General features: G+C 48.0%; 20 protein-coding genes and 1 riboswitch. Of the genes, 19 read left to right on the top strand and 1 reads right to left on the bottom strand.

The features are described from left to right. The 14 genes from D1970_RS22560 to purD all read left to right on the top strand — a co-directional run. Positions 1-225 (top strand): hypothetical protein (locus tag D1970_RS22560; protein WP_182478600.1); only part of this gene is annotated, 225 nt, incomplete at its 5' end. A 320-nt stretch (positions 226-545) separates the two neighbouring features. Further along, positions 546-743 (top strand): NETI motif-containing protein, encoded by a 198-nt coding sequence (locus D1970_RS20860; protein WP_119114783.1) that lies wholly within the window; start codon positions 546-548, stop codon positions 741-743. A gap of 154 nt (positions 744-897) precedes the next feature. Then, a riboswitch (purine riboswitch) is annotated at positions 898-999 on the top strand. A gap of 146 nt (positions 1,000-1,145) precedes the next feature. Next, a complete protein-coding gene (gene purE, locus D1970_RS20855; RefSeq protein ID WP_119114782.1) occupies positions 1,146-1,634 on the top strand; it encodes a 5-(carboxyamino)imidazole ribonucleotide mutase in 489 nt (162 codons plus the stop codon). Then, positions 1,588-2,781 carry a 5-(carboxyamino)imidazole ribonucleotide synthase gene (gene purK / locus D1970_RS20850; protein WP_119114781.1) on the top strand — a complete coding sequence of 398 codons (1,194 nt, stop codon included), beginning with the start codon at positions 1,588-1,590 and terminating at the stop codon, positions 2,779-2,781. Before purE ends, purK begins: the two co-directional genes overlap by 47 nt. Continuing rightward, the gene (gene purB / locus D1970_RS20845) at positions 2,778-4,070 is read left to right on the top strand and encodes an adenylosuccinate lyase (RefSeq protein WP_119114780.1); all 1,293 of its coding nucleotides are present in this window, start codon (positions 2,778-2,780) and stop codon (positions 4,068-4,070) included. The genes purK and purB overlap by 4 nt, the downstream gene beginning before the upstream one ends. Positions 4,071-4,186: 116 nt before the next feature. After that, the gene (purC, locus tag D1970_RS20840; RefSeq protein ID WP_119114779.1) at positions 4,187-4,912 is read left to right on the top strand and encodes a phosphoribosylaminoimidazolesuccinocarboxamide synthase; all 726 of its coding nucleotides are present in this window, start codon (positions 4,187-4,189) and stop codon (positions 4,910-4,912) included. Further along, positions 4,900-5,154: a phosphoribosylformylglycinamidine synthase subunit PurS gene (purS, locus tag D1970_RS20835; RefSeq protein ID WP_119114778.1), complete on the top strand. Its 255-nt coding sequence runs from the start codon at positions 4,900-4,902 to the stop codon at positions 5,152-5,154. The genes purC and purS overlap by 13 nt, the downstream gene beginning before the upstream one ends. Next, positions 5,151-5,837 carry a phosphoribosylformylglycinamidine synthase subunit PurQ gene (gene purQ / locus D1970_RS20830; protein WP_119114777.1) on the top strand — a complete coding sequence of 229 codons (687 nt, stop codon included), beginning with the start codon at positions 5,151-5,153 and terminating at the stop codon, positions 5,835-5,837. Before purS ends, purQ begins: the two co-directional genes overlap by 4 nt. Next, positions 5,821-8,037: a phosphoribosylformylglycinamidine synthase subunit PurL gene (gene purL / locus D1970_RS20825; protein WP_119114776.1), complete on the top strand. Its 2,217-nt coding sequence runs from the start codon at positions 5,821-5,823 to the stop codon at positions 8,035-8,037. The genes purQ and purL overlap by 17 nt, the downstream gene beginning before the upstream one ends. Further along, complete coding sequence (gene purF, locus D1970_RS20820; protein WP_119114775.1) at positions 8,022-9,434, top strand: amidophosphoribosyltransferase; 1,413 nt, start codon at positions 8,022-8,024, stop codon at positions 9,432-9,434. The genes purL and purF overlap by 16 nt, the downstream gene beginning before the upstream one ends. Positions 9,435-9,525: 91 nt before the next feature. Then, positions 9,526-10,569, top strand: a complete 1,044-nt coding sequence (purM, locus tag D1970_RS20815) for a phosphoribosylformylglycinamidine cyclo-ligase (RefSeq protein ID WP_119114774.1) — start codon at positions 9,526-9,528, stop codon at positions 10,567-10,569. After that, positions 10,566-11,153: a phosphoribosylglycinamide formyltransferase gene (purN, locus tag D1970_RS20810; RefSeq protein WP_119114773.1), complete on the top strand. Its 588-nt coding sequence runs from the start codon at positions 10,566-10,568 to the stop codon at positions 11,151-11,153. Before purM ends, purN begins: the two co-directional genes overlap by 4 nt. Continuing rightward, positions 11,150-12,685, top strand: a complete 1,536-nt coding sequence (purH, locus tag D1970_RS20805) for a bifunctional phosphoribosylaminoimidazolecarboxamide formyltransferase/IMP cyclohydrolase (protein ID WP_119114772.1) — start codon at positions 11,150-11,152, stop codon at positions 12,683-12,685. The genes purN and purH overlap by 4 nt, the downstream gene beginning before the upstream one ends. A gap of 26 nt (positions 12,686-12,711) precedes the next feature. Then, a complete protein-coding gene (purD, locus tag D1970_RS20800; protein WP_119114771.1) occupies positions 12,712-13,992 on the top strand; it encodes a phosphoribosylamine--glycine ligase in 1,281 nt (426 codons plus the stop codon). A 47-nt stretch (positions 13,993-14,039) separates the two neighbouring features. Here purD and D1970_RS20795 read toward each other — a convergent pair whose 3' ends face one another. Then, positions 14,040-14,309: a YgaP family membrane protein gene (locus D1970_RS20795; RefSeq protein ID WP_119114770.1), complete on the bottom strand. Its 270-nt coding sequence runs from the start codon at positions 14,307-14,309 to the stop codon at positions 14,040-14,042. A gap of 156 nt (positions 14,310-14,465) precedes the next feature. Between D1970_RS20795 and D1970_RS20790 the strand changes: the two genes are divergently transcribed. The 5 genes from D1970_RS20790 (at position 14,466) to pcrA (ending at position 20,951) form a co-directional block, all read left to right on the top strand. Further along, on the top strand, positions 14,466-16,205 hold the full coding sequence (locus tag D1970_RS20790; protein WP_119114769.1) for an adenine deaminase C-terminal domain-containing protein: 1,740 nt from the start codon (positions 14,466-14,468) through the stop codon (positions 16,203-16,205). Between the two features lie 50 nt (positions 16,206-16,255). Next, the gene (locus D1970_RS20785; RefSeq protein WP_119114768.1) at positions 16,256-17,281 is read left to right on the top strand and encodes a DUF3048 domain-containing protein; all 1,026 of its coding nucleotides are present in this window, start codon (positions 16,256-16,258) and stop codon (positions 17,279-17,281) included. A gap of 87 nt (positions 17,282-17,368) precedes the next feature. Then, positions 17,369-17,680, top strand: a complete 312-nt coding sequence (locus tag D1970_RS20780; RefSeq protein ID WP_119114767.1) for a YerC/YecD family TrpR-related protein — start codon at positions 17,369-17,371, stop codon at positions 17,678-17,680. Between the two features lie 313 nt (positions 17,681-17,993). Continuing rightward, a complete protein-coding gene (gene pcrB / locus D1970_RS20775; protein ID WP_119114766.1) occupies positions 17,994-18,680 on the top strand; it encodes a heptaprenylglyceryl phosphate synthase in 687 nt (228 codons plus the stop codon). 27 nt (positions 18,681-18,707) lie between these two features. Then, a complete protein-coding gene (gene pcrA, locus D1970_RS20770) occupies positions 18,708-20,951 on the top strand; it encodes a DNA helicase PcrA (RefSeq protein WP_119114765.1) in 2,244 nt (747 codons plus the stop codon). Positions 20,952-20,954: the final 3 nt, after the last annotated feature.

The raw sequence follows: 20,954 nt of genomic DNA, 5'->3' as shown, positions 1-20,954 counted from the left end.
ACGCTGCCAGGCAAAGCGAAAGAACAGCACATTGTGACTGTTCTTTTTTTGTTGTTTCAGTTTGAAAGCTGGCGGCTTGTGGGTTTGGTTGATATCTCACAACAGATGGTCGATATCCGCTCCGAGTTGATTGATATAGCTCAGAGGATGGTTGATATCTCGCAAAAGTTGGTTGATATCTCAAAAAAACTGCCATCTCAAAAGCAGCGGGAACTCCTAACCTAACGAGCCCATAAATGCCACATCAGCTGCAGGGTTTAGTAAAAAAAGGCTCACTGCTGGCACCATCTAGGCCATGTCTGGATTAAAAATAGGGAAATGCATCCCCATCAGACGCAAGTACAATCAAGAGATTCAGTTCAAATGACTGTTTCAACAAATCCGGTATTCCAACCGAGAAAAGGCTCAGTAGGTACAATAATCACTATTACCTATGCCTTCAATTGTGGTGGATCGGGTTTTAGGTTATATTACAGGTAACGGAATTGGCCGTATATTAGATTTGGAGCAGAAAGGCCACAATGGAGAAAGGAAGGCTGGCATCTATGGGTAAATCAAAGGCTTTGTATACAGTTGAAGATGGCGAAACGATTGATGAGTGTCTTGAAAGGATCAGGAAAGATGGCTGCACTCCTGTCAGGAGAATGGAAAAGCCCATTTTTAAAGAGGTTTTTAATAATGGGGAGAAGTCCTATGAGCCTGCAGGGCGCCAGATTGTATTTGAAGCCAAGCCGCTTGAATAAAGAGATTTAAGCAGCTTAACGTATAAATATTCGTTGGAAATCTATCCGAATATTCGCTAAACGCTCCTTAAACACGAACAATGTAATATTTCTTTAACTTATTGTTCGATTTTGATTTGACAACGAGTGTACCAGTTGTTAATATGTATGTGTTGATAAAAATATTTTTTTCTCTCGTATAATAATGGGGATATGGCCCATGAGTCTCTACCCGATAACCGTAAATTATTGGACTATGAGAGAAAGTAGTTCCATTTTGGAAGGGAATAGAACTTGTGCCCAAGGACCGTTGTCCCTGGATATGGTTTCTTTGTGCTACAGCCCGGACAGACTACTTTCTCTTCATTTTATAGAGGAAGTAAGTCTGTCCGGGTTTTAATTTTTCTGAAGGCGGGGATGAATATGGATGCTGCTGTTGCAGTCATCATGGGGAGCAAATCGGATTGGGAAACGATGAAACATGCATGTGACATGCTTGACAGTTTGGAAGTTCCATATATGAAAAAAGTCATTTCCGCCCACAGGACTCCTGATGAGATGTTCACATTTGCCGAGGCGGCAAGGGGCAATGGGATAAAAGTGGTGATTGCCGGTGCAGGGGGTGCAGCCCACCTACCCGGAATGGTGGCGGCAAAGACGACTTTGCCTGTTATTGGAGTGCCAGTCCAGTCGAAAGCACTGAATGGCCTGGATTCTCTGCTCTCCATTGTGCAGATGCCTGGTGGAGTTCCAGTTGCAACAGTGGCGATCGGAAAGTCAGGTGCGCAAAATGCAGGGCTGCTGGCGGCACAAATTTTATCAGCTTTTGACAGCGGGATTGCCGAAAAACTGGAGAAGCTAAGAAATGAAACTAAAAAAACGGTCATGGAAAGCAGTGATGACCTTGTCTAAAGTTATTTTTCCGGGACAGACAATTGGGATAATTGGCGGCGGACAGCTTGGCAGAATGATGGCAATTGCGGCAAAGGCGATGGGATTCAGAATTATGATCCTTGATCCAACAGATGACTGCCCGGCAAGCCAGGTTGCCGATGGGCATATTGTGGCTCCTTACGATGATGTATCGGCGCTGAGCAAGCTTGAGAAGATGAGCGACATTATCACTTATGAATTTGAGAACATCAGCGCGGAAGCATTGGAGTGGATCGCCGGAAATGCGTATGTGCCGCAGGGAACGGAACTTCTCCGGCTTACCCAGGACCGGATCAGCGAAAAAGCAGCCATCCAATCTGCAGGGCAGAAGGTTGCTCCCTACAAAGTGATAAAAGGAAATGAAGATTTAAACTGGGCAATCAGCTCCATCGGCTATCCTGCCGTGCTGAAAACTGCGCGGGGCGGATACGATGGAAAGGGGCAGCTTGTCCTTAAAAGACCAGAGGACATGGCGGGTGCTGACGACCTAATCAGCAAAGGGTCCTGTGTTCTGGAGAAATGGGTTCCTTTTGAAAAAGAAATCTCAGTCATTGTGGCACGCAGCGTTAATGGTGAAACAAAAATTTTGCCTGTCGCAGAAAACATCCACAAAAACAACATTCTGCACGAGACAATTGTGCCGGCGCGAATCACCGCGGAAGCCGAAGGAAAAGCGATTAAAGCGGCGGAAGCACTGGCAATTGAACTGGAGCTCGTCGGAACGCTAGCGGTCGAAATGTTTTTAACAAAAGACGACCAAATCTACATAAACGAATTGGCACCGAGGCCCCATAACTCAGGCCACTATTCCATTGAAGCCTGTGAAACCTCGCAATTCGAGCAGCATATCCGAGCTGTATGCGGATGGCCGCTTGGGAGCACCAGGCTGCTGAGCCCGGCTGTAATGGTCAATATTCTTGGCGAGCATCAGGAGCCGCTGGTGGGTAAAATCCCGAAATTAAGGGATTGGAAAATCCACCTCTACGGAAAGTTCGAAGCAAAACGGCAGCGGAAAATGGGGCATGCCACACTGCTTAGAATAGCTGCAGACCAGGCACTCGAAGAGATAGAAGCAACAGGAATATGGGAAGAAACAGCAGAAAAGATCGGAGGAAACATAAGATGATAGATCGTTATACAAGGCCTGAAATGGGCAATATCTGGACGGAAGAAAACAGGTTCAACGCATGGCTTGAGGTGGAAATCCTCGCTTGTGAAGCTTGGGCAGAGCTAGGGGATATCCCGAAGGAAGATGTCGCAAAACTTCGTGAGAACGCGTCATTTGATATCAATAGAATCAAGGAAATTGAAGAAGAAACAAGACATGATGTTGTCGCTTTTACTCGCGCGGTGTCTGAAACGCTTGGAGAAGAGCGCAAATGGGTGCATTACGGACTGACATCCACGGATGTGGTGGATACAGCACTCTCTTATCAGTTAAAGCAGGCAAATGAAATTCTGCTGAATGATATTGAACGCTTTGTCGACATTCTCAAGAACAAGGCTGCCGAGCATAAGTACACTGTCATGATGGGCAGGACCCACGGAGTCCATGCCGAGCCGACTACCTTTGGCTTAAAGCTTGCCCTCTGGCACGAGGAAATGAAACGCAATCTGGAAAGATTCAAACAGGCTGCTGAAGGAGTCGAGTTCGGTAAAATCTCGGGCGCGGTTGGCACTTATGCAAACATCAACCCATTTGTTGAAAGCTATGTTTGTGAGAAGCTTGGGATCCAGCCGGCGCCGATTTCAACACAAACGCTGCAGCGTGACCGCCATGCCCATTACATGGCAGCCCTAGCGCTGGTTGCAACATCAATCGAAAAGTTTGCAGTGGAAATCCGCGGCCTGCAAAAAAGCGAGACGCGCGAAGTGGAAGAGTTTTTTGCCAAAGGGCAGAAAGGATCATCCGCAATGCCGCACAAGCGTAACCCAATCGGTTCGGAAAATATGGCAGGGCTAGCGCGTGTCATCCGCGGATATATGTCCACAGCCTATGACAATGTCCCACTCTGGCACGAACGGGATATTTCACATTCATCTGCGGAGCGGGTCATCCTTCCAGATGCGACAATCGCACTGAACTACATGCTTAACCGCTTCGGGAATATCGTCAAGAACCTGACCGTTTATCCTGAAAACATGAAGCGCAATATGGACAGGACTCTTGGCCTGATTTACTCACAGCGTGTCCTGCTTGCACTGATTGAAAAAGGCATGTCCCGTGAAGAGGCATATGATACAGTTCAGCCCCGGGCAATGGAAGCATGGGAAAAGCAGGTCCAATTCCGCAGCCTGATCGAAAGTGATCAAAAAATCACAAGCCTGCTGAACGGCGAAGAAATTGCAGATTGCTTTGATTATAACTATCACCTGAAACATGTCGACACCATTTTCACCCGACTGGGCCTGTAAGCTAGGATTTAGAAAGGTGCAATGAAGTTCTGCAAACTTAAAAGGCAAGGGATTTGTTACCTTGCCTTTTACTTTAATATAAACATTCCCAATATTCGTGAAAAGGGGTCGTTCAAATGGAGAAAACAGTTCTTTTATATGAGGGAAAAGCGAAGCGGATTTATGGCACGGAAGACGAACAGACAGTTTGGGTAGAGTACAAGGATTCTGCAACCGCTTTTAATGGCGAGAAAAAGGCGGAAATCAGCGGTAAAGGCCGCCTGAATAACGAGATTACCAGCTTGCTGTTTTCAAAGCTTAAGGAACATGGAATAGAGTCTCATTTTATCAGCCGCCTGTCTGAGACCGAGCAGCTAGTTAAAAGAGTGAAAATCATTCCGCTTGAAGTTGTGGTCAGGAATCTTGCTGCCGGCAGTTTTTCCAAACGCTTTGGTATCGAAGAAGGTACACCTCTGAGGAAGCCGCTTGTCGAGTTTTACTTGAAGGACGATGCATTAGGCGACCCTCTGCTTACGGAAGGGCAAATTGATGTCCTTGAAATCGCAGACGAAAGGGAAGTTGAAATTTTAAAAACAAAAGCCTTGGAAATCAATAAGGTTTTGATCACTTTTTTCAAGGAGATAGGTGTCAGGCTGGTTGATTTTAAGCTAGAGTTCGGCACGGACAGTGAAGGAAATATTATTCTCGCAGACGAAATTTCACCGGATACATGCCGGCTGTGGGATCTCGAAACAAATGAGAAGCTGGACAAGGACGTATTCCGCCGGGACCTCGGCGTTTTGACAGACGCATATCAAATCATTCTGGAAAGATTGGGAGGACAGACTACATGTTCAAAGTAAAGGTATATGTCACGCTAAGAGAAAGTGTTCTAGACCCTCAGGGAACTGCTGTGAAAAACTCGTTGTCCAAGATGGGATACGAGGGAGTCGAAGACGTCAGGATCGGTAAGTATATGGAACTGATGATAGAAGACAAGGGACAGGATTTGGAATCAGCAGTGAAAGACATGTGCGGCCGCCTTCTGTCCAACCCGGTCATTGAAGATTACCGTTATGAAATCGAGGAGTGTGTTGTTTCGTGAAATTTGCGGTAATTGTATTCCCGGGATCCAATTGTGATGTCGATATGTACCATGCAATCAAGGACGAACTGAAGGAAGAAGCGGAGTATGTCTGGCATGACTCAGAAAGCCTTGAAGGGTTTGATGGGATACTGCTTCCTGGTGGGTTCTCCTTTGGGGACTACCTTCGTACAGGTTCCATCGCCCGTTTCAGCCCTGTCATGAAAGAAGTCGAAAAAGCCGCGAAAGCTGGAAAGCCTGTCTTTGGCGTCTGTAATGGTTTCCAGGTACTGCTTGAGGCTGGACTGCTTCCTGGCGCTATGCATCGGAACGAAAGTCTGAAGTTCATATGCAAGAACGTAAGCCTGAAGGTGGAGAACAATGAAACGATGTTCACTTCCGCCTATGATAAAAATGAAATTATCTCCATTCCGGTTGCACATGGCGAAGGAAACTACTATTGCGATGAGGAAACCCTCGCACGCCTAGAAGAAAATGGCCAGATTGTTTTCACTTACCATGGTGAAAACCCAAATGGCAGCGTTAAGGATATTGCCGGAATCATGAACGAAAAAGGGAATGTACTTGGCATGATGCCCCATCCCGAACGGGCTGTCGATCCACTCCTTGGCGGAGCAGACGGCTTGAAGCTTTTCAAATCAATTCTCAAACAATGGAGGGAATCACATGCGGTTAAAGCTTGAGCCATCTCCCGATCATATAAAAGAAGAAAAAATTTACCGGGAAATGGGCTTGTCCGATGAGGAGTTTGCCCAAGTGGAAAAAATTCTCGGCCGCCTCCCGAACTACACTGAAACAGGGCTGTTTTCCGTCATGTGGTCAGAACATTGTAGCTATAAAAATTCAAAGCCTGTCCTGAAAAAGTTCCCGATTACCGGAGAAAGAGTTCTCCAGGGTCCTGGTGAAGGAGCAGGGATTGTCGATATTGGCGATGGTCAGGCAGTAGTTTTCAAGATTGAGAGCCATAACCATCCATCCGCCATTGAACCATACCAAGGCGCCGCGACAGGCGTTGGCGGAATCATCCGCGACGTATTTTCGATGGGTGCCCGCCCTGTGGCTCTATTAAATTCATTAAGGTTCGGTGAGCTTGAATCCCCGCGCGTGAAATATTTGTTCGAAGAAGTCGTGGCGGGAATCGCCGGCTACGGAAACTGCATTGGCATCCCGACAGTAGGCGGAGAGATCCAATTTGATGGCGCTTATGACGGCAATCCGCTCGTCAATGCCATGTGCGTTGGGCTAATCGACCATAAAGACATTAAAAAAGGCCAGGCGCACGGTGTCGGCAATACAGTTATGTATGCGGGAGCAAAGACCGGGCGTGATGGCATACATGGCGCGACATTTGCCTCGGAGGAGCTCAACGAGCAGTCTGAGGAGAAACGTCCAGCTGTCCAGGTTGGCGATCCGTTCATGGAAAAATTGCTTCTCGAGGCCTGCCTCGAACTGGTAAAATCCGATGCTCTTGTTGGAATCCAGGACATGGGCGCAGCTGGACTGACAAGCTCATCCGCAGAAATGGCGAGCAAGGCTGGTTCCGGAATCGAAATGAATCTTGACCTTGTGCCGCAGCGCGAAACTGGCATGACGCCATATGAAATGATGCTGTCCGAATCTCAGGAGCGCATGCTGATCGTTGTGAAAAAGGGGAGAGAACAGGAAATCTCCGACTTGTTTGAAAAATATGGCCTCGAAGCAGTGGCAATCGGCAAAGTCACTGATGACAATATGCTTAGGCTTACGCACAAGGATGAGCTTGTTGCTGAAGTGCCGGCTGATGCATTGGCAGAGGATGCTCCGGTATATTACAAGCCTTCAAGAGAACCGGAATACTTCCGTGAGTTCCAAAACATGGAGAATGAAATACCAAAAGTAGAAGATCCAGAAGCTGCGCTCGTCAGCCTGCTGAAGCAGCCGACAATCGCGAGCAAAGAGTGGGTTTATAGCCAATATGACCATATGGTAAGGACGAATACAGTTGTTGCGCCAGGATCTGATGCGGCCGTCATCCGGATTCGCGGAACGAAAAAAGGTTTGGCCATGACGACTGACTGCAATTCCCGCTATCTTTACCTTGATCCGGAAACAGGCGGCAAGATTGCGGTGGCGGAAGCGGCAAGGAATATTGTCTGCTCGGGTGGAGAACCGTTGGCGGTCACTGACTGCCTGAACTTCGGGAATCCGGAAAAGCCGGAGATCTTCTGGCAGCTTGAAAAAGCTGCAGACGGCATGAGCGGGGCGTGCCGCACACTCAGCACACCGGTAATTGGAGGGAATGTTTCCCTTTATAACGAAACGAATGGTACAGCAGTATATCCTACTCCTGTCATTGGAATGGTCGGTCTGGTCCATGACCTTGACCATGCAACAACACAGCAATTCAAGGCAGCCGGAGATCTGATTTACATGATTGGAGAAACAAAGGCTGAATTCGGAGGAAGTGAACTGCAAAAGATCGTCCATGGCAGCATTTTCGGAAAAGCGCCGTCTATCGACCTTGAAAATGAAACGAAATGCCAGAAACAAATTCTTAAAGTCATCCAAAACGGTCTTGTGGCCTCGGCTCATGATGTATCCGAGGGCGGCGTCGCGGTTGCCCTCGCGGAGTGCCTGATGGACGCAGAGGGGCTTGGAGCTGAAGTTGAACTCCACGGTGATGTTGTGGCGGCACTATTCAGTGAATCGCAATCGAGATTTATCCTATCTGTAAAAGCAGAGCACCAGAAAGAGTTTGAGAGAATGGCAGAAGCCTCTCTGATCGGCAGGGTAACCGCCGAGCCTGAACTGAACATTATGGTTGGCGGATCGAAAGCGGTCGGCCTGAAGGTTGCGGAGCTGAAAAAAGCCTGGAAAGGAGCTATTCCATGCTTGCTGAACTAAAGGGAATGAACGAGGAGTGCGGAATCTTTGGGGTATGGGGCCATCCGAAAGCGGCCCAAATTACGTATTACGGCTTACACAGCCTTCAGCACAGGGGGCAGGAAGGCACAGGGATTGTGGTGACAGACGGCCTGGAAATAAAGACAAAAAAAGGGGAAGGCCTGGTATCGGAAATCTTCACCACAGATGCCATCAAGGAACTGACGGGTACGGGAGCCATCGGCCATGTCCGCTATGCGACAGCAGGAGGAGGCGGCTACGAAAATGTTCAGCCGCTTCTGTTCCGTTCGCAATCGGGCAGCCTAGCCTTGGCTCATAACGGAAACCTCGTCAATGCTGAAGGCTTAAAGCATCAGCTTGAAGCGCAGGGAAGTATCTTCCAGACAAGCTCGGATACAGAGGTTCTTGCCCACTTGATTAGACGCGGCGGCTACCCATTGCTGAAAGACCGGGTCAAAAATGCCCTGTCGATGCTGAAGGGGGCCTATGCTTTCCTGATCATGACGGAAACGGAACTGATGGTGGCACTTGATCCGAACGGAATGAGGCCATTGTCGCTCGGGAAAATGGGAGATGCCTATATGGTTGCTTCCGAAACATGTGCTTTTGATGTAGTAGGTGCAGAGTTTGTCAGGGACATCCTGCCGGGTGAGCTTCTTATCATCAACGATGAGGGTATCAAATCTGAAATCTACTCTTTTAACTCGACAACCGCGATGTGTACGATGGAATACATTTATTTTTCAAGGCCTGACAGCAACATTAACGGCATTAATGTCCACACTGCCAGGAAAATCCTTGGCAAGCGGCTCGCTGCAGAGGTGCCAATCGAAGCGGACGTTGTGACTGGTGTTCCGGACTCGAGCATTTCCGCAGCTATCGGCTATGCGGAAGCCTCAGGGATTCCATACGAGCTGGGCTTGATCAAGAACCGTTATGTCGGCCGGACATTTATCCAGCCGTCACAGTCGCTTAGGGAACAAGGTGTCAAAATGAAGCTTTCGCCTGTCCGCGGTGTCGTCGAGGGCAAGCGGGTAATCATGGTGGACGACTCCATCGTCCGCGGCACCACAAGCAGAAGGATTGTCACAATGCTGAAGGAAGCAGGGGCAACCGAGGTGCACGTTGTCATCAGCTCACCGCCGATTAAGAATCCTTGTTTTTACGGAATCGATACATCCACAAAAGAAGAACTGATTGCTTCGGACAAGTCTGTTGAGGAGATCAGGGAATTGATCGGTGCGGACTCCCTGACATTTTTATCAGTCGAAGGAGTGCTTGAAGCAATCGGCAGAGATATTGACGGCGAGACACGGGGACAATGCCTTGCGTGCTTCACTGGCAAGTACCCGACAGAAATATACCCTCAGGAGCTTGAAACTTCAGCGAAATGTTAATCGGCCACGGTGATAGGAGGATTGGCTTTGGCCAAAAACCTCCTGGCTGGTTATTTTTTTAAAAAGCAGGGGAAAAAATGGAGGAATGAAAATGGCAAATGCCTATAAGCAGGCTGGGGTGGATATTGAGGCAGGCTACGAAGCAGTTGAGCGTATCAAAAAACATGTGAAACGGACGGCAAGACCGGGAGTTCTAGGAGGCCTTGGCGGTTTTGGGGGAATGTTCGATCTTTCCGGGCTAGGTCTGAAGGAGCCAGTTCTTGTTTCCGGAACTGACGGAGTCGGAACGAAGCTGATGCTTGCCTTCATGATGGACCGGCACGATACGATCGGGATTGATGCTGTTGCCATGTGCGTAAATGACATCGCTGTCCAGGGAGCTGAACCTTTGTATTTCCTCGATTATATTGCCTGCGGGAAGGCTGAACCAGAAAAAATCGAGCAGATCGTCAAAGGAATCGCCGATGGCTGCGAACAGGCAGGATGTGCCCTTGTGGGCGGTGAAACGGCTGAAATGCCTGGTATGTATGATAGTGAAGAGTACGATCTTGCGGGGTTTGCGGTAGGTGCCTGCGAGAAATCCGAGCTTGTGACCGGTTCCCGCATCGAAGCTGGAAATGTGCTGATTGGCCTTGCATCAAGCGGATTGCACAGCAATGGCTTTTCACTTGTACGAAAAGTGTTTTTTGACAAGGCGGGCTACAGTCTAGACCAGTTTGTGCCTGAGCTTGGCTGCACATTGGGCGAGGAACTTTTGAAGCCGACAAGAATCTATGTGAAGTCTCTGCTGACTGCGGTGAAACAAGGCTTCATCAACGGGCTGGCCCATATTACTGGCGGCGGTTTCCACGAAAATATACCAAGAATGCTTCCCGAAGGGCTCGGAGCAGTAATTGAAGAGGACAGCTGGAAAATTCATCCTGTTTTTGGGCTGCTTGAATCGGCAGGAGAGCTTGACCGAAATGAAATGTTCAATATCTTCAACATGGGAATCGGGATGGTGGCAGCTGTTCCGGAAGAAATGGCTGACGAAGCAATAAACACCTTCAACGAGTGCGGAGAGCAGGCTTTTAAAATTGGGTATGTCAGCAGCAGTACCGGTGTTTCATTCGTGAAAAACGGAGGCAGGACATGAAAAAAATTGCTGTGTTCGCATCGGGGAATGGCAGCAATTTTCAATCACTCATAGACTTCTCCAGGGAAGAGAAGCTTCAGGCGAGTATTTCGCTACTTGTCTGCGACCGTCCGGGAGCGTTTGCCATTGAACGTGCATTGGCTGCCGGAACTCCATCCTTCGTTGCAAGCCCAAAAGACTTTGCCGATAAACAGGCGTATGAATCGGCGGTGCTTCAGGAGCTTCGCAATGAAAAAATCGACTTTATCGTGCTTGCCGGCTATATGAGGCTGATTGGACCTACGCTGCTGAGAGAATACGACGGGCGAATTGTGAATATCCATCCTTCGCTCCTTCCTGCTTTCCCGGGAAAAGATGCGATCGGCCAGGCATTGGCAGCTGGTGCTTCGGTAACAGGAGTTACAGTCCACTTTGTGGATGAAGGAATGGATACAGGCCCAATCATTGCGAGCCGTGAAGTTGCGGTTGATAACAATGATACAAGGGAATCGCTTCAGAAGAAAATACAGGAGACGGAGCATGCTCTTTACCCTGCGGTGCTTGAAAAATTGCTGAACGGATCGAAGGAGAGGATTGAATCATGAAAAAACGCGCACTCATCTCGGTTTCTGATAAAAATGGAATAGTGGAATTTGCAAAGGAGCTTGCCGGACTGGGCTTTGAAATTGTGTCAACTGGCGGCACCAAAAAAGCACTTTCCGAGGGTGGGGTTCCTGTTATCGGCATTAGCGATGTAACGGGATTTCCTGAGATATTGGAAGGCCGTGTGAAAACACTCCATCCAAACATCCATGGGGGCCTTCTTGCAAAAAGAGGAGAGGAAAGCCATCGAAACCAGCTTGATGAGCATGGCATTACTCCGATCGAGCTTGTTTGTGTCAATCTGTATCCTTTCCAGCAAACGATTGCGAAGAAGGATGTAACCGTTGAAGATGCCATTGAAAATATCGATATCGGCGGCCCAGCGATGCTGCGCGCCTCTGCAAAAAACCATGAGTATATTACGGTAATGGTCGATCCCTCCGACTATCAAACTGTCCTGAATGAATACAGGGAGAATGGGGCTACAAGCCTTGAAACACGCCGCAAGCTGGCAGCGAAGGTATTCCGCCATACTGCTTCCTATGATTCCATGATTGCCGAATATATGACGGAGCTTTCCGGCGAAGAAAATCCTGAGAAGCTAACTGTCACGTACGAGCTGAAGCAAAGCTTGCGCTATGGCGAAAATCCGCATCAGAAAGCGGCATTTTACCGGAAACCGCTTGGCTCTTCTTTTTCCGTTGCAAATGCGGAGCAGCTGCATGGAAAAGAGCTGTCGTACAATAATATCAATGATGCAAATGCAGCACTGCAAATCGTCAAGGAATTTGAAGCTCCAGCCGCGGTTGCGGTTAAGCATATGAATCCATGCGGCATCGGAACAGGGGAAAACGTCTTTGATGCTTTCACTAAAGCATTCGAGGCAGACCCAGTGTCAATCTTCGGCGGAATCATCGCTTTAAACCGTGAAGTGGATGCGGCCACTGCCGGCAAGCTGTATGAAATTTTCCTTGAAATCATCATTGCCCCCTCATTCAGTGAAGAAGCTTTTGCCAAACTATCAGGCAAGAAAAACCTCCGTTTGCTGACCATTCCTTTTGAAAAAGAAGCGAAGCCGGAAATGAAGCTCACTTCAATTGAAGGCGGGCTGCTCGTCCAGGAAGAGGATCACCTGAGCCTTGACGACAGTTCTGTTACTGTCCCGACGAACCGCAAACCGACCGATGAGGAGTGGGAAGCGCTCAAGCTAGGCTGGAAAGTCGTCAAGCATGTGAAGTCGAACGCAATCGTCGTATCGGGCAGAAATGAAACGTTTGGAATCGGGGCCGGACAGATGAACCGTGTCGGTGCGGCTAAAATTGCTATCAAGCAGGCAGGTGCAAGGGCAGAAGGCGCGGCTATGGCTTCAGATGCATTTTTCCCAATGGATGATACGGTGGAAGCTGCCGCTAAAGCAGGCATCACGGCGATCATTCAGCCAGGCGGATCGGTCCGTGACCAGGACTCGATCAAGAAAGCGGATGAGCACGGAATTGCAATGGTATTCACGGGAATCAGGCACTTTAGACATTAAAACACATCAATCGCAGAGGTGAAAATATGAACGTACTGGTGGTAGGCAGAGGCGGACGCGAGCATGCTATTTGCCATAAAATCAAGGAAAGCACTTTCGTTGACACTGTTTATGCAGCTCCCGGGAATCCTGGCATGGCTGATAGTGCGGTTTGCCTGGAAATAACTGAAGACCAGCAGGAGGAACTAATCGCTTTTGCAAAAGAAAAAAAAGTGGAATTGACGATTATTGGACCTGAAGTTCCTTTGCTTGAGGGCCTGGCAGACCGGTTTGCTGCTGAAGGCCTCAGGGTTTTTGGACCGAAGCAAGCAGCAGCCGAAATAGAGGGCAGCAAATCTTTTGCCAAGGAATTGATGAAAAAATACGATATTCCTACAGGGGATTATGAAGTGTTTTCCGATTTCAAACTGGCCAAGCAATATATTGAACAAAAAGGCGCGCCAATCGTCATCAAGGCAGACGGACTTGCGGCTGGAAAAGGTGTAGTTGTAGCCATGACCGAGGCTGAGGCTGTAGCTGCTCTTGAAGAAATGCTTCTTGGCTCGAAGTTCGGGGATGCTTCTTTGAGTGTTGTTATCGAAGAGTTCCTTGAAGGCGAGGAGTTCTCGCTAATGGCCTTTGTGAATGGCGATACGGTCATTCCATTAGAGATTGCCCAGGACCATAAACGTGCTTTTGACGGAGATAAAGGCCCTAATACCGGGGGCATGGGTGCTTATTCCCCGGTTCCTGTGATTAGCAGGGAAACAGTGGCGGAAGCAGTAGAAACGGTTCTAATTCCGGCAGCGAAGGCTCTCATGAAAGAAGGGCGTCACTTTACAGGAATCCTTTATGCAGGTTTGATCCAAACGGCATCCGGTCCAAAAGTGATTGAGTTTAACGCGCGCTTTGGAGATCCGGAAACTCAGGTTATCCTGCCGCGGATGAAGTCTGATCTTGTTGAAGTCCTTCTGCAGCTTCTTGACGGAGGGAAGCCTGAAATAGAGTGGGACAGCAGGGCCGTGCTTGGTGTCGTTGTGGCATCAAAAGGCTATCCCGAGGCCTATGAAAAAGGCAGTGTGCTTGCAGGAATGGATCAAATGGAAGATGTGCTTATCTACCATGCTGGAACAGGAAAAAATACTGAAGGCCAATTTGTTACAAATGGCGGCCGCGTTCTTTTGGCCGGCGCCAAAGCTGATACCCTTCAGGAAGCCTGGGAGAAAGTTTACAAGGAGTTGGACAAGCTTCAATGCGATGGAGCCTTTTACCGCAAGGACATTGGGCAGCGTGCGATTCGCAGCGGAGCCGGACAAACTGCATACTAAAATTGAGGAAAAGCCCCGGAATAGATGATTCCAGGGCTTTTGCCGTTTCATGATGGATTATATGGTAGGAACTCATCTGTCAATGATGTATCGGCAGATTGTTCACCCGCGTCTGTCACTTCACAAATCAGGTCCGTTAAAGGGCAATAACGGACGGCGCCTTCTCCTACCTTCATTGCACCAAGAAGAGCTGTCAGCAGATAGCAGCCTTTCTCTGGGGCTTCTGCCAGTTTAGCAGTTGACCAGCTAAGGACGGTCAATCCTGCCGTTATCCTCACAAGAGCATTCAGCATTCCAATATTTTGTTGTACCTTCATATTATCGCCTCATTTCTGGAAATTTTTTGATTAATTTGCAATTCTTTAATGCGTTAAAATGTGAGATATGTTATGATAAATAATCAATGATGTAAGGGCTTTCTTTTTTTAGCCCGGATTCATGAAAGACTATTAATCGAGAGGGGCCCTAACCGTATGGAACAGCGTTACAGATGGAAGAACAGGCAGTTGCGTAACCATGCAGCGGTATTGGACGGCACCCTTTCACCGACGATCCTTTTGCAAAATGCGACCTATCTGAATCAGATTTTTCGAAAGTGGATGACAGCAAATATCTGGATTTACAGGGACCGGATCGTGTATGTCGGTGATAAGCTGCCGGCCCGAACAGACAACTGCGAAATCATGGACTGCAGCGATGGGTTCATTGTGCCAGGATATATTGAACCGCACGCTCATCCTTTTCAATTATATAATCCCCATGCCCTTGCACTGTATGCATCGCAGCATGGAACAACAACACTCATCAATGACAATATGCTTCTTGCTTTGCAATTGGATAAAAAGAAAGCGTTTACTTTCTTGGCGGAGATGAACCGCCTTCCGGTTTCCATGTACTGGTGGTGCCGTTTCGACGCACAGACGGAAATCAAGGACGAAGAACTCGTGTTTTCCAATGGCAATGTAAAGGCATGGCTTGAGCATGAAGCTGTCATCCAGGGTGGAGAGCTGACTGGCTGGCCGAAGCTGTTAGATGGCGACGACATGATGTTACACTGGATGCAGGAAACAAAACGGATGGGAAAAAAGATCGAAGGACACTTCCCAGGAGCTTCGGAAAAGACGCTTGCGAAAATGATGCTTTTCGGTGCTGACTGTGACCATGAAGCAATGACAGGAGAAGAAGTGAGAGACAGGCTGATGCAAGGCTACATGGTGTCGCTCAGGCACTCCTCCATCAGGCCTGACTTGCCGAAGCTGCTTCAGGAAATCCACGAACTGGACATTGCTGTGTATGACAAATTCATTATGACAACGGATGGTTCTTCATCAAGCTTTTATGAAAAAGGAATGATGGATGAGCTTATTTCCATCGCAATGGAAAACGGCGTACCAGTTATTGATGCGTACAATATGGCGACAATCAATGCAGCCCGGTATTACAATATGGAGCACCTTCACGGAAATATCGCAACGGGCCGGGTGGCAAACCTCAACTTCCTCCAAGATATAAAAGACCCGAACCCTGTTTCCGTCCTTTCGAAAGGGAAATGGGTGAAGCGGGACGGTGAGGAAACAGGCAGCTTTCCAGAAATCGATTGGAAGCAATTTGGCCTGGCTCCCTTGCAGCTTGACTGGAGCCTTGAAAAAGACGATCTTCAGTTCTCCATGCCGTTTGGAATCAGGATGGAAAACTCAGTTATTACGAAGCCTTACTCCATTTCGATTGACGTTGCGCCTGAGGAGCTTTCCAAAGACCATGATGAGTGCTTTTTCATGCTTGTCGACCGCGAAGGGAAATGGCGCCTCAATACGCTGCTGAAGGGTTTCGCCACAGGTCTTGGAGGGCTTGCAAGTTCTTATTCCAACACTGGTGATATCATATTAATAGGGAAAAACAAACAGGATATGTTCATGGCTTTCAACAGGATGAAAGCGATGGGTGGCGGTATAGCGATTTTTGAAGAAGGAGTTTCGCAAGTAGAGATAAGCCTTCCGCTAAAAGGGTTGATGTCCGATCTTTCCGTAAAGGAACTGATACAGGCAGAGCATGAATTGTTCGGCTACTTGCGGGATAAGGGCTACCGATTTGCAGATCCGATTTATTCGCTGTTGTTCTTCTCCTCAACACATCTGCCATATATCCGGATTACCCAGCAGGGGATTTACGATGTCATGAAAAAAACAATACTCTTTCCAACGATAATGCGTTAAAATATAAAAGCAATATTGGATATGCATTTTGGGATTATGGGGTGTAGACCATGATGAGGAAATGGATCACTGTCGCTGCAGCAGCAGTTTTAATTTTAACAGGCTGCGGCAATGAAAAAGACACCGCTGAAAGACAAAAAGAGAAAAAAACCGAGAAAAGCGTAGAAGAGAAGGTGGTAAGAGATCCTTACCAATTTCCGCTGACCGGCAAAGGAACTAAAAAAGAAGCAGCCAACCGGGCAGTTGCTGTCACGGTCAATAATCATCCGCTCGCAAGACCGCAATCTGGCCTCCATAAGGCAGACATCGTCTATGAAGTGCTTGCGGAAGGAAATGTCACTCGCTTCTTGGCTATTTTTGAAAGTCAAAAGCCCGAAAAAGTCGGGCCGATTCGCAGTGCAAGAGATTACTTTATTGATTTAGCTAAGGGTTATGACAGTCTGTATATTGCCCACGGCTACAGCGAAGAAGCCAAAAAGATGCTTACCAGGGGCGATATTGACTCCCTGAACGGCATGCAGTATGATGGTACTCTGTTCAAGCGTGCCTCATTCCGGAAGGCTCCACACAACTCATACATTACTTTTGACAATATTATGAAGGGCGCCAAGGCGAAGGGCTATTCAATGAAACCAGCCCCTGCCCCCTTATCCTTTTACGATAAGAAAGGCGCCGGTAGTATCAGCGGGCAGGATGCCATGAAAGTGAAGGTTTCTTATGGAGATCCGTCCTTTACCTCCGTTTATCAATATGATGAAAATAAAGCGAAATACAGCCGCATGACGGACGGCGAAGAAATAGAAGATCTCGATTCCGGAAAGCCTGTGATGATCGAGAATCTCTTTATTGTCGAAGCAACGCACAGTGTCTCCGACAATGAAGGCCATAAGGATATTGACCTTGAGTCTGGCGGGCGAGCCTACCTGGTCCAAAAAGGAAAAATGAACGAAGTGGAATGGAGAAATGCCGGTGGCAGGATCCTTCCATTTGTTGACGGAAGCGAAGCGGCGTTTGTTCCCGGAAGAACATGGATCAGCATCGTTCCATCCCTCGGGGCAGCAAGCCTGGAAAACTGAACAGGGCATCTGAATGATGGAGAGGCTTTAAGCTTAGCGTTAAATATGATGATACAACCATAATCAAACCATAAGGAGCTTGATTAAATGCAAATCGAAAAGTTAAGAGGCAAGGAATTAGACCAGTTGTTCAAGGCAGTCCTTTCTCTTCAGGATATGGAAGAATGCTATCGATTTTTTGATGATTTGTGCACCGTGAATGAAATCCAGTCGCTAGCACAGCGTCTTGAAGTGGCTAGAATGCTCAAAGAAGGCAAGACCTATCACAAGATCGAGGCAGACACAGGGGCAAGCACAGCCACTATTTCCCGCGTAAAGCGCTGCCTGAATTACGGCAACGATGCATATGAAATGGCACTGGAGCGCGTAAAAGAAGAATCGCAAGCCGAGAAAGAATAGATTGAGTGGGGAACCGAAGCCATGCAGGGGCTTCGGTTTTATTTTTTGAAGGTGATATGTTCATAAGACGAGAGATTCATTTGCCTGAGGGAAGAGGTTAGGGGAGGTGGAAGGTAGGAGGTGCGGAAAGTTTATTTTCCCTTCAGTAATCCCTATACGTGAAAACTGGCCAACCCGCATCCAATTCCCCGTGGCGGGCTGACTTTCTGCATAAAGACCAGTATCCTGAACTTTTCCTCACCTTTCCTTTTTGATTGAAAGTAACAAATGCTATAATGATGTAATGGAAATATAGAATGGAGGCAGTCCGCGGATGTATGATATTAAAGAGTGGCGGCATGTGTTTAAACTTGATCCCAACAAGGAAATTTCCGAGGAAAACCTGGAGCGGATTTGCGAGTCGGGAACCGATGCGATTATTGTTGGCGGGACGGACGGGGTAACACTTGATGGTGTCCTCGACCTGATGTCACGGGTCCGGCGCTATACAGTTCCATGCATTCTCGAGGTTTCCAATGTCGAGTCTATTACGCCGGGCTTTGATATGTACTTTATCCCGACTGTCCTTAACAGTGGGAATCCGAGGTGGGTGACTGGTCTCCATCAGCAGGCCGTGAAAAAATATGGCGACCTGATGGAATGGGAAGAGATCTATGTCGAGGGCTATTGTATCTTAAACAGTGATTGCAAGGCGGCCCTGCTGACCGAAGCAAATACAGAATTAGACGCAGAAGACGTTAGGGCATGTGCCCAAATGGCTGAAAAGATGTTCCATCTGCCGATTTTTTACCTGGAATACAGCGGCAAATACGGTGATCCGGAACTTGTCCGAACCGTGAAGACGGGCCTTGAACAAACAATCTTGTTTTACGGCGGCGGTATCTCTACGAGGGAACAGGCCCGCGAAATGGGCGAAATCGCCGACGTTATAGTAGTTGGAAACTCTTTGTATAAAGACTTGGAAGAGGCCTTGGCAACAGTAAAAGCAATTCAATCATAAATGAATGTAGTATGGTGGTGATCGTTAATGCAATTTTTAACTGATAGATTATTAAACGGACTGAACCCGGAGCAGCAGAACGCCGTCAAGACAACGGACGGGCCGCTTTTGCTGATGGCTGGCGCGGGAAGCGGAAAAACGAGGGTGCTGACACATCGGATTGGCTATTTAATCGTGGAAAAAGGCGTCAATCCTTATAATATCCTTGCCATAACTTTCACAAACAAAGCGGCGCGGGAAATGAGGGAGCGGATTCAGGGCATCATGGGCGGAGCTGCCGATGATATTTGGATTTCGACTTTTCATTCCATGTGTGTCAGGATTCTTCGCCGTGACATAGACCGGATCGGCTATAACCGTAATTTCACAATTCTCGATTCAACAGACCAACAATCGGTCATCAAAGGTATTTTAAAAGAAAGAAATCTGGATCCCAAAAAGTATGACCCAAGGGCTATTTTGGGCATGGTTTCCTCTGCCAAAAACGAACTGATTTCACCGGAAGAATACGCGAAAACGGCCGGGGATTATTATTCCAATGTGGTCAGCGATGTATATGGTGATTACCAGAAACGGCTGCGCAAAAACAATGCGCTCGACTTTGACGACCTAATCATGTCAACGATCCTGCTGTTCCAGCGGGTTCCCGAAGTTCTTGAATATTATCAGCGTAAGTTCCAGTACATCCATGTTGACGAATATCAGGATACGAACAGGGCTCAGTACATGCTTGTTAAGCTTCTTGCCGCACGTTTCCGGAACCTGTGCGTCGTCGGGGACTCTGACCAATCAATTTATCGCTGGCGTGGAGCGGACATCGCGAACATCCTCTCTTTTGAAAAAGACTACCCGAATGCTAAAGTAATTTTGCTTGAACAAAACTATCGTTCAACGAAAAAGATTCTTCTTGCGGCTAATAAAGTGATTGAAAACAACCAGAACCGAAAGCCGAAAAATCTATGGACTGAAAATGCGGACGGAAACAAAATTGTCTACTACCGGGCTGACAGTGAGCAGGGTGAAGCCCAGTTTGTCATCGGGAAAATCCAGGAGCTCATCAGGGAAAAAGGTCGGAAGCATTCGGAAGTTGCCATTTTATATCGAACCAATGCTCAGTCCCGTGCTATTGAGGAAGCATTCCTGAAGTCCAACATCGAGTATACGATTGTTGGGGGCATCAAGTTCTATGACCGTAAGGAAATCAAGGATATCCTGGCCTATTTGCGCCTAATCTCCAACCCTGATGATGATATCAGCCTTCAGCGTGTCATCAATGTTCCAAAGCGTGCGATTGGTTCAACATCGGTGGACAAGATTGGCAATTTTGCGGCCATGCACGATATGTCGATGTTTCAGGCGCTTGAAAGCCTTGAACTGATCGGCCTAAGCCCGAAAGCAGAAAAAGCTGCGGCCGAGTTCAGGAATCTTATCCGAAATTACACCAACATGCAGGAATTTTTGTCTGTAACCGAACTGGTTGAAGAAATCCTTGAAAAATCAGGGTACCGGGAAATGCTGAAAGCGGAAAAATCAATTGAAGCGCAGAGCAGGATGGAAAACCTTGATGAATTTTTAACCGTTACGAAAAGCTTTGAAGAAAGCAGCGAAGACAAGAGCCTTGTCGGATTTCTGACGGATCTGGCCTTAGTCGCTGATATTGATCGCCTGGACGATGACGGCAAAAAGAATACAGACACTGTCACTTTGATGACGCTCCACTCTGCAAAAGGGCTTGAATTCCCTGTCGTCTTTTTGATTGGCATGGAGGAAGGCGTGTTTCCGCATAGCCGTTCACTTATGGAAGAAGCGGAGATGGAAGAGGAGCGCCGGCTTGCCTATGTCGGAATCACGAGGGCGGAGCAAGAGCTTTATATCACAAATGCCCAGATGCGGACGCTGTACGGACGCACGAACATGAACCCGGAATCCAGGTTCATCAGAGAAATACCTGAAGATCTGATTGAAAACTTTGCGCCAAAGAAAAAGCGTTCACCATTTGAATCCTCAGCATCTTCGTTCAGCAGCGGAAGCCGCAGGGGGGCAGTGCCATTAGGTAATTCGAGAAGCCCGAGGCCGGCTGTAACGCGGCCCGCAGCAGCTGAGACGGCAGACTGGAAGGTTGGGGATAAGGCTAATCATGGAAAATGGGGCACAGGTACCGTCGTCAGTGTGAAGGGTTCAGGCGAAGGCACCGAGCTCGACATTGCTTTTCCAAGCCCGACTGGCGTCAAGCGTCTCCTTGCCAAGTTTGCGCCAATTGAAAAAGCTTAAAGA

The sequence above is a fragment of the Mesobacillus zeae genome, assembly GCF_003570705.1.
GTDB classification, from domain to species: Bacteria; Bacillota; Bacilli; order Bacillales; family Cytobacillaceae; genus Mesobacillus_C; species Mesobacillus_C zeae.
Note: the sequence above shows the minus strand (reverse complement) of the source record. Positions and strands in the feature narration are given on the sequence as shown.

Excerpts from the sequence above, each read along its gene's own strand:
- D1970_RS20860 (WP_119114783.1), top strand. The coding sequence starts at position 546 with ATGGGTAAATCAAAGGCTTTGTATACAGTTGAAGATGGCGAAACGATT.
- purE (WP_119114782.1), top strand. The coding sequence starts at position 1,146 with ATGGATGCTGCTGTTGCAGTCATCATGGGGAGCAAATCGGATTGGGAA.
- purK (WP_119114781.1), top strand. The coding sequence starts at position 1,588 with ATGAAACTAAAAAAACGGTCATGGAAAGCAGTGATGACCTTGTCTAAA.
- purB (WP_119114780.1), top strand. The coding sequence starts at position 2,778 with ATGATAGATCGTTATACAAGGCCTGAAATGGGCAATATCTGGACGGAA.
- purC (WP_119114779.1), top strand. The coding sequence starts at position 4,187 with ATGGAGAAAACAGTTCTTTTATATGAGGGAAAAGCGAAGCGGATTTAT.
- purS (WP_119114778.1), top strand. The coding sequence starts at position 4,900 with ATGTTCAAAGTAAAGGTATATGTCACGCTAAGAGAAAGTGTTCTAGAC.
- purL (WP_119114776.1), top strand. The coding sequence starts at position 5,821 with ATGCGGTTAAAGCTTGAGCCATCTCCCGATCATATAAAAGAAGAAAAA.
- purF (WP_119114775.1), top strand. The coding sequence starts at position 8,022 with ATGCTTGCTGAACTAAAGGGAATGAACGAGGAGTGCGGAATCTTTGGG.
- purM (WP_119114774.1), top strand. The coding sequence starts at position 9,526 with ATGGCAAATGCCTATAAGCAGGCTGGGGTGGATATTGAGGCAGGCTAC.
- purN (WP_119114773.1), top strand. The coding sequence starts at position 10,566 with ATGAAAAAAATTGCTGTGTTCGCATCGGGGAATGGCAGCAATTTTCAA.
- purH (WP_119114772.1), top strand. The coding sequence starts at position 11,150 with ATGAAAAAACGCGCACTCATCTCGGTTTCTGATAAAAATGGAATAGTG.
- purD (WP_119114771.1), top strand. The coding sequence starts at position 12,712 with ATGAACGTACTGGTGGTAGGCAGAGGCGGACGCGAGCATGCTATTTGC.
- D1970_RS20795 (WP_119114770.1), bottom strand. The coding sequence starts at position 14,309 with ATGAAGGTACAACAAAATATTGGAATGCTGAATGCTCTTGTGAGGATA.
- D1970_RS20790 (WP_119114769.1), top strand. The coding sequence starts at position 14,466 with ATGGAACAGCGTTACAGATGGAAGAACAGGCAGTTGCGTAACCATGCA.
- D1970_RS20785 (WP_119114768.1), top strand. The coding sequence starts at position 16,256 with ATGATGAGGAAATGGATCACTGTCGCTGCAGCAGCAGTTTTAATTTTA.
- D1970_RS20780 (WP_119114767.1), top strand. The coding sequence starts at position 17,369 with ATGCAAATCGAAAAGTTAAGAGGCAAGGAATTAGACCAGTTGTTCAAG.
- pcrB (WP_119114766.1), top strand. The coding sequence starts at position 17,994 with ATGTATGATATTAAAGAGTGGCGGCATGTGTTTAAACTTGATCCCAAC.
- pcrA (WP_119114765.1), top strand. The coding sequence starts at position 18,708 with ATGCAATTTTTAACTGATAGATTATTAAACGGACTGAACCCGGAGCAG.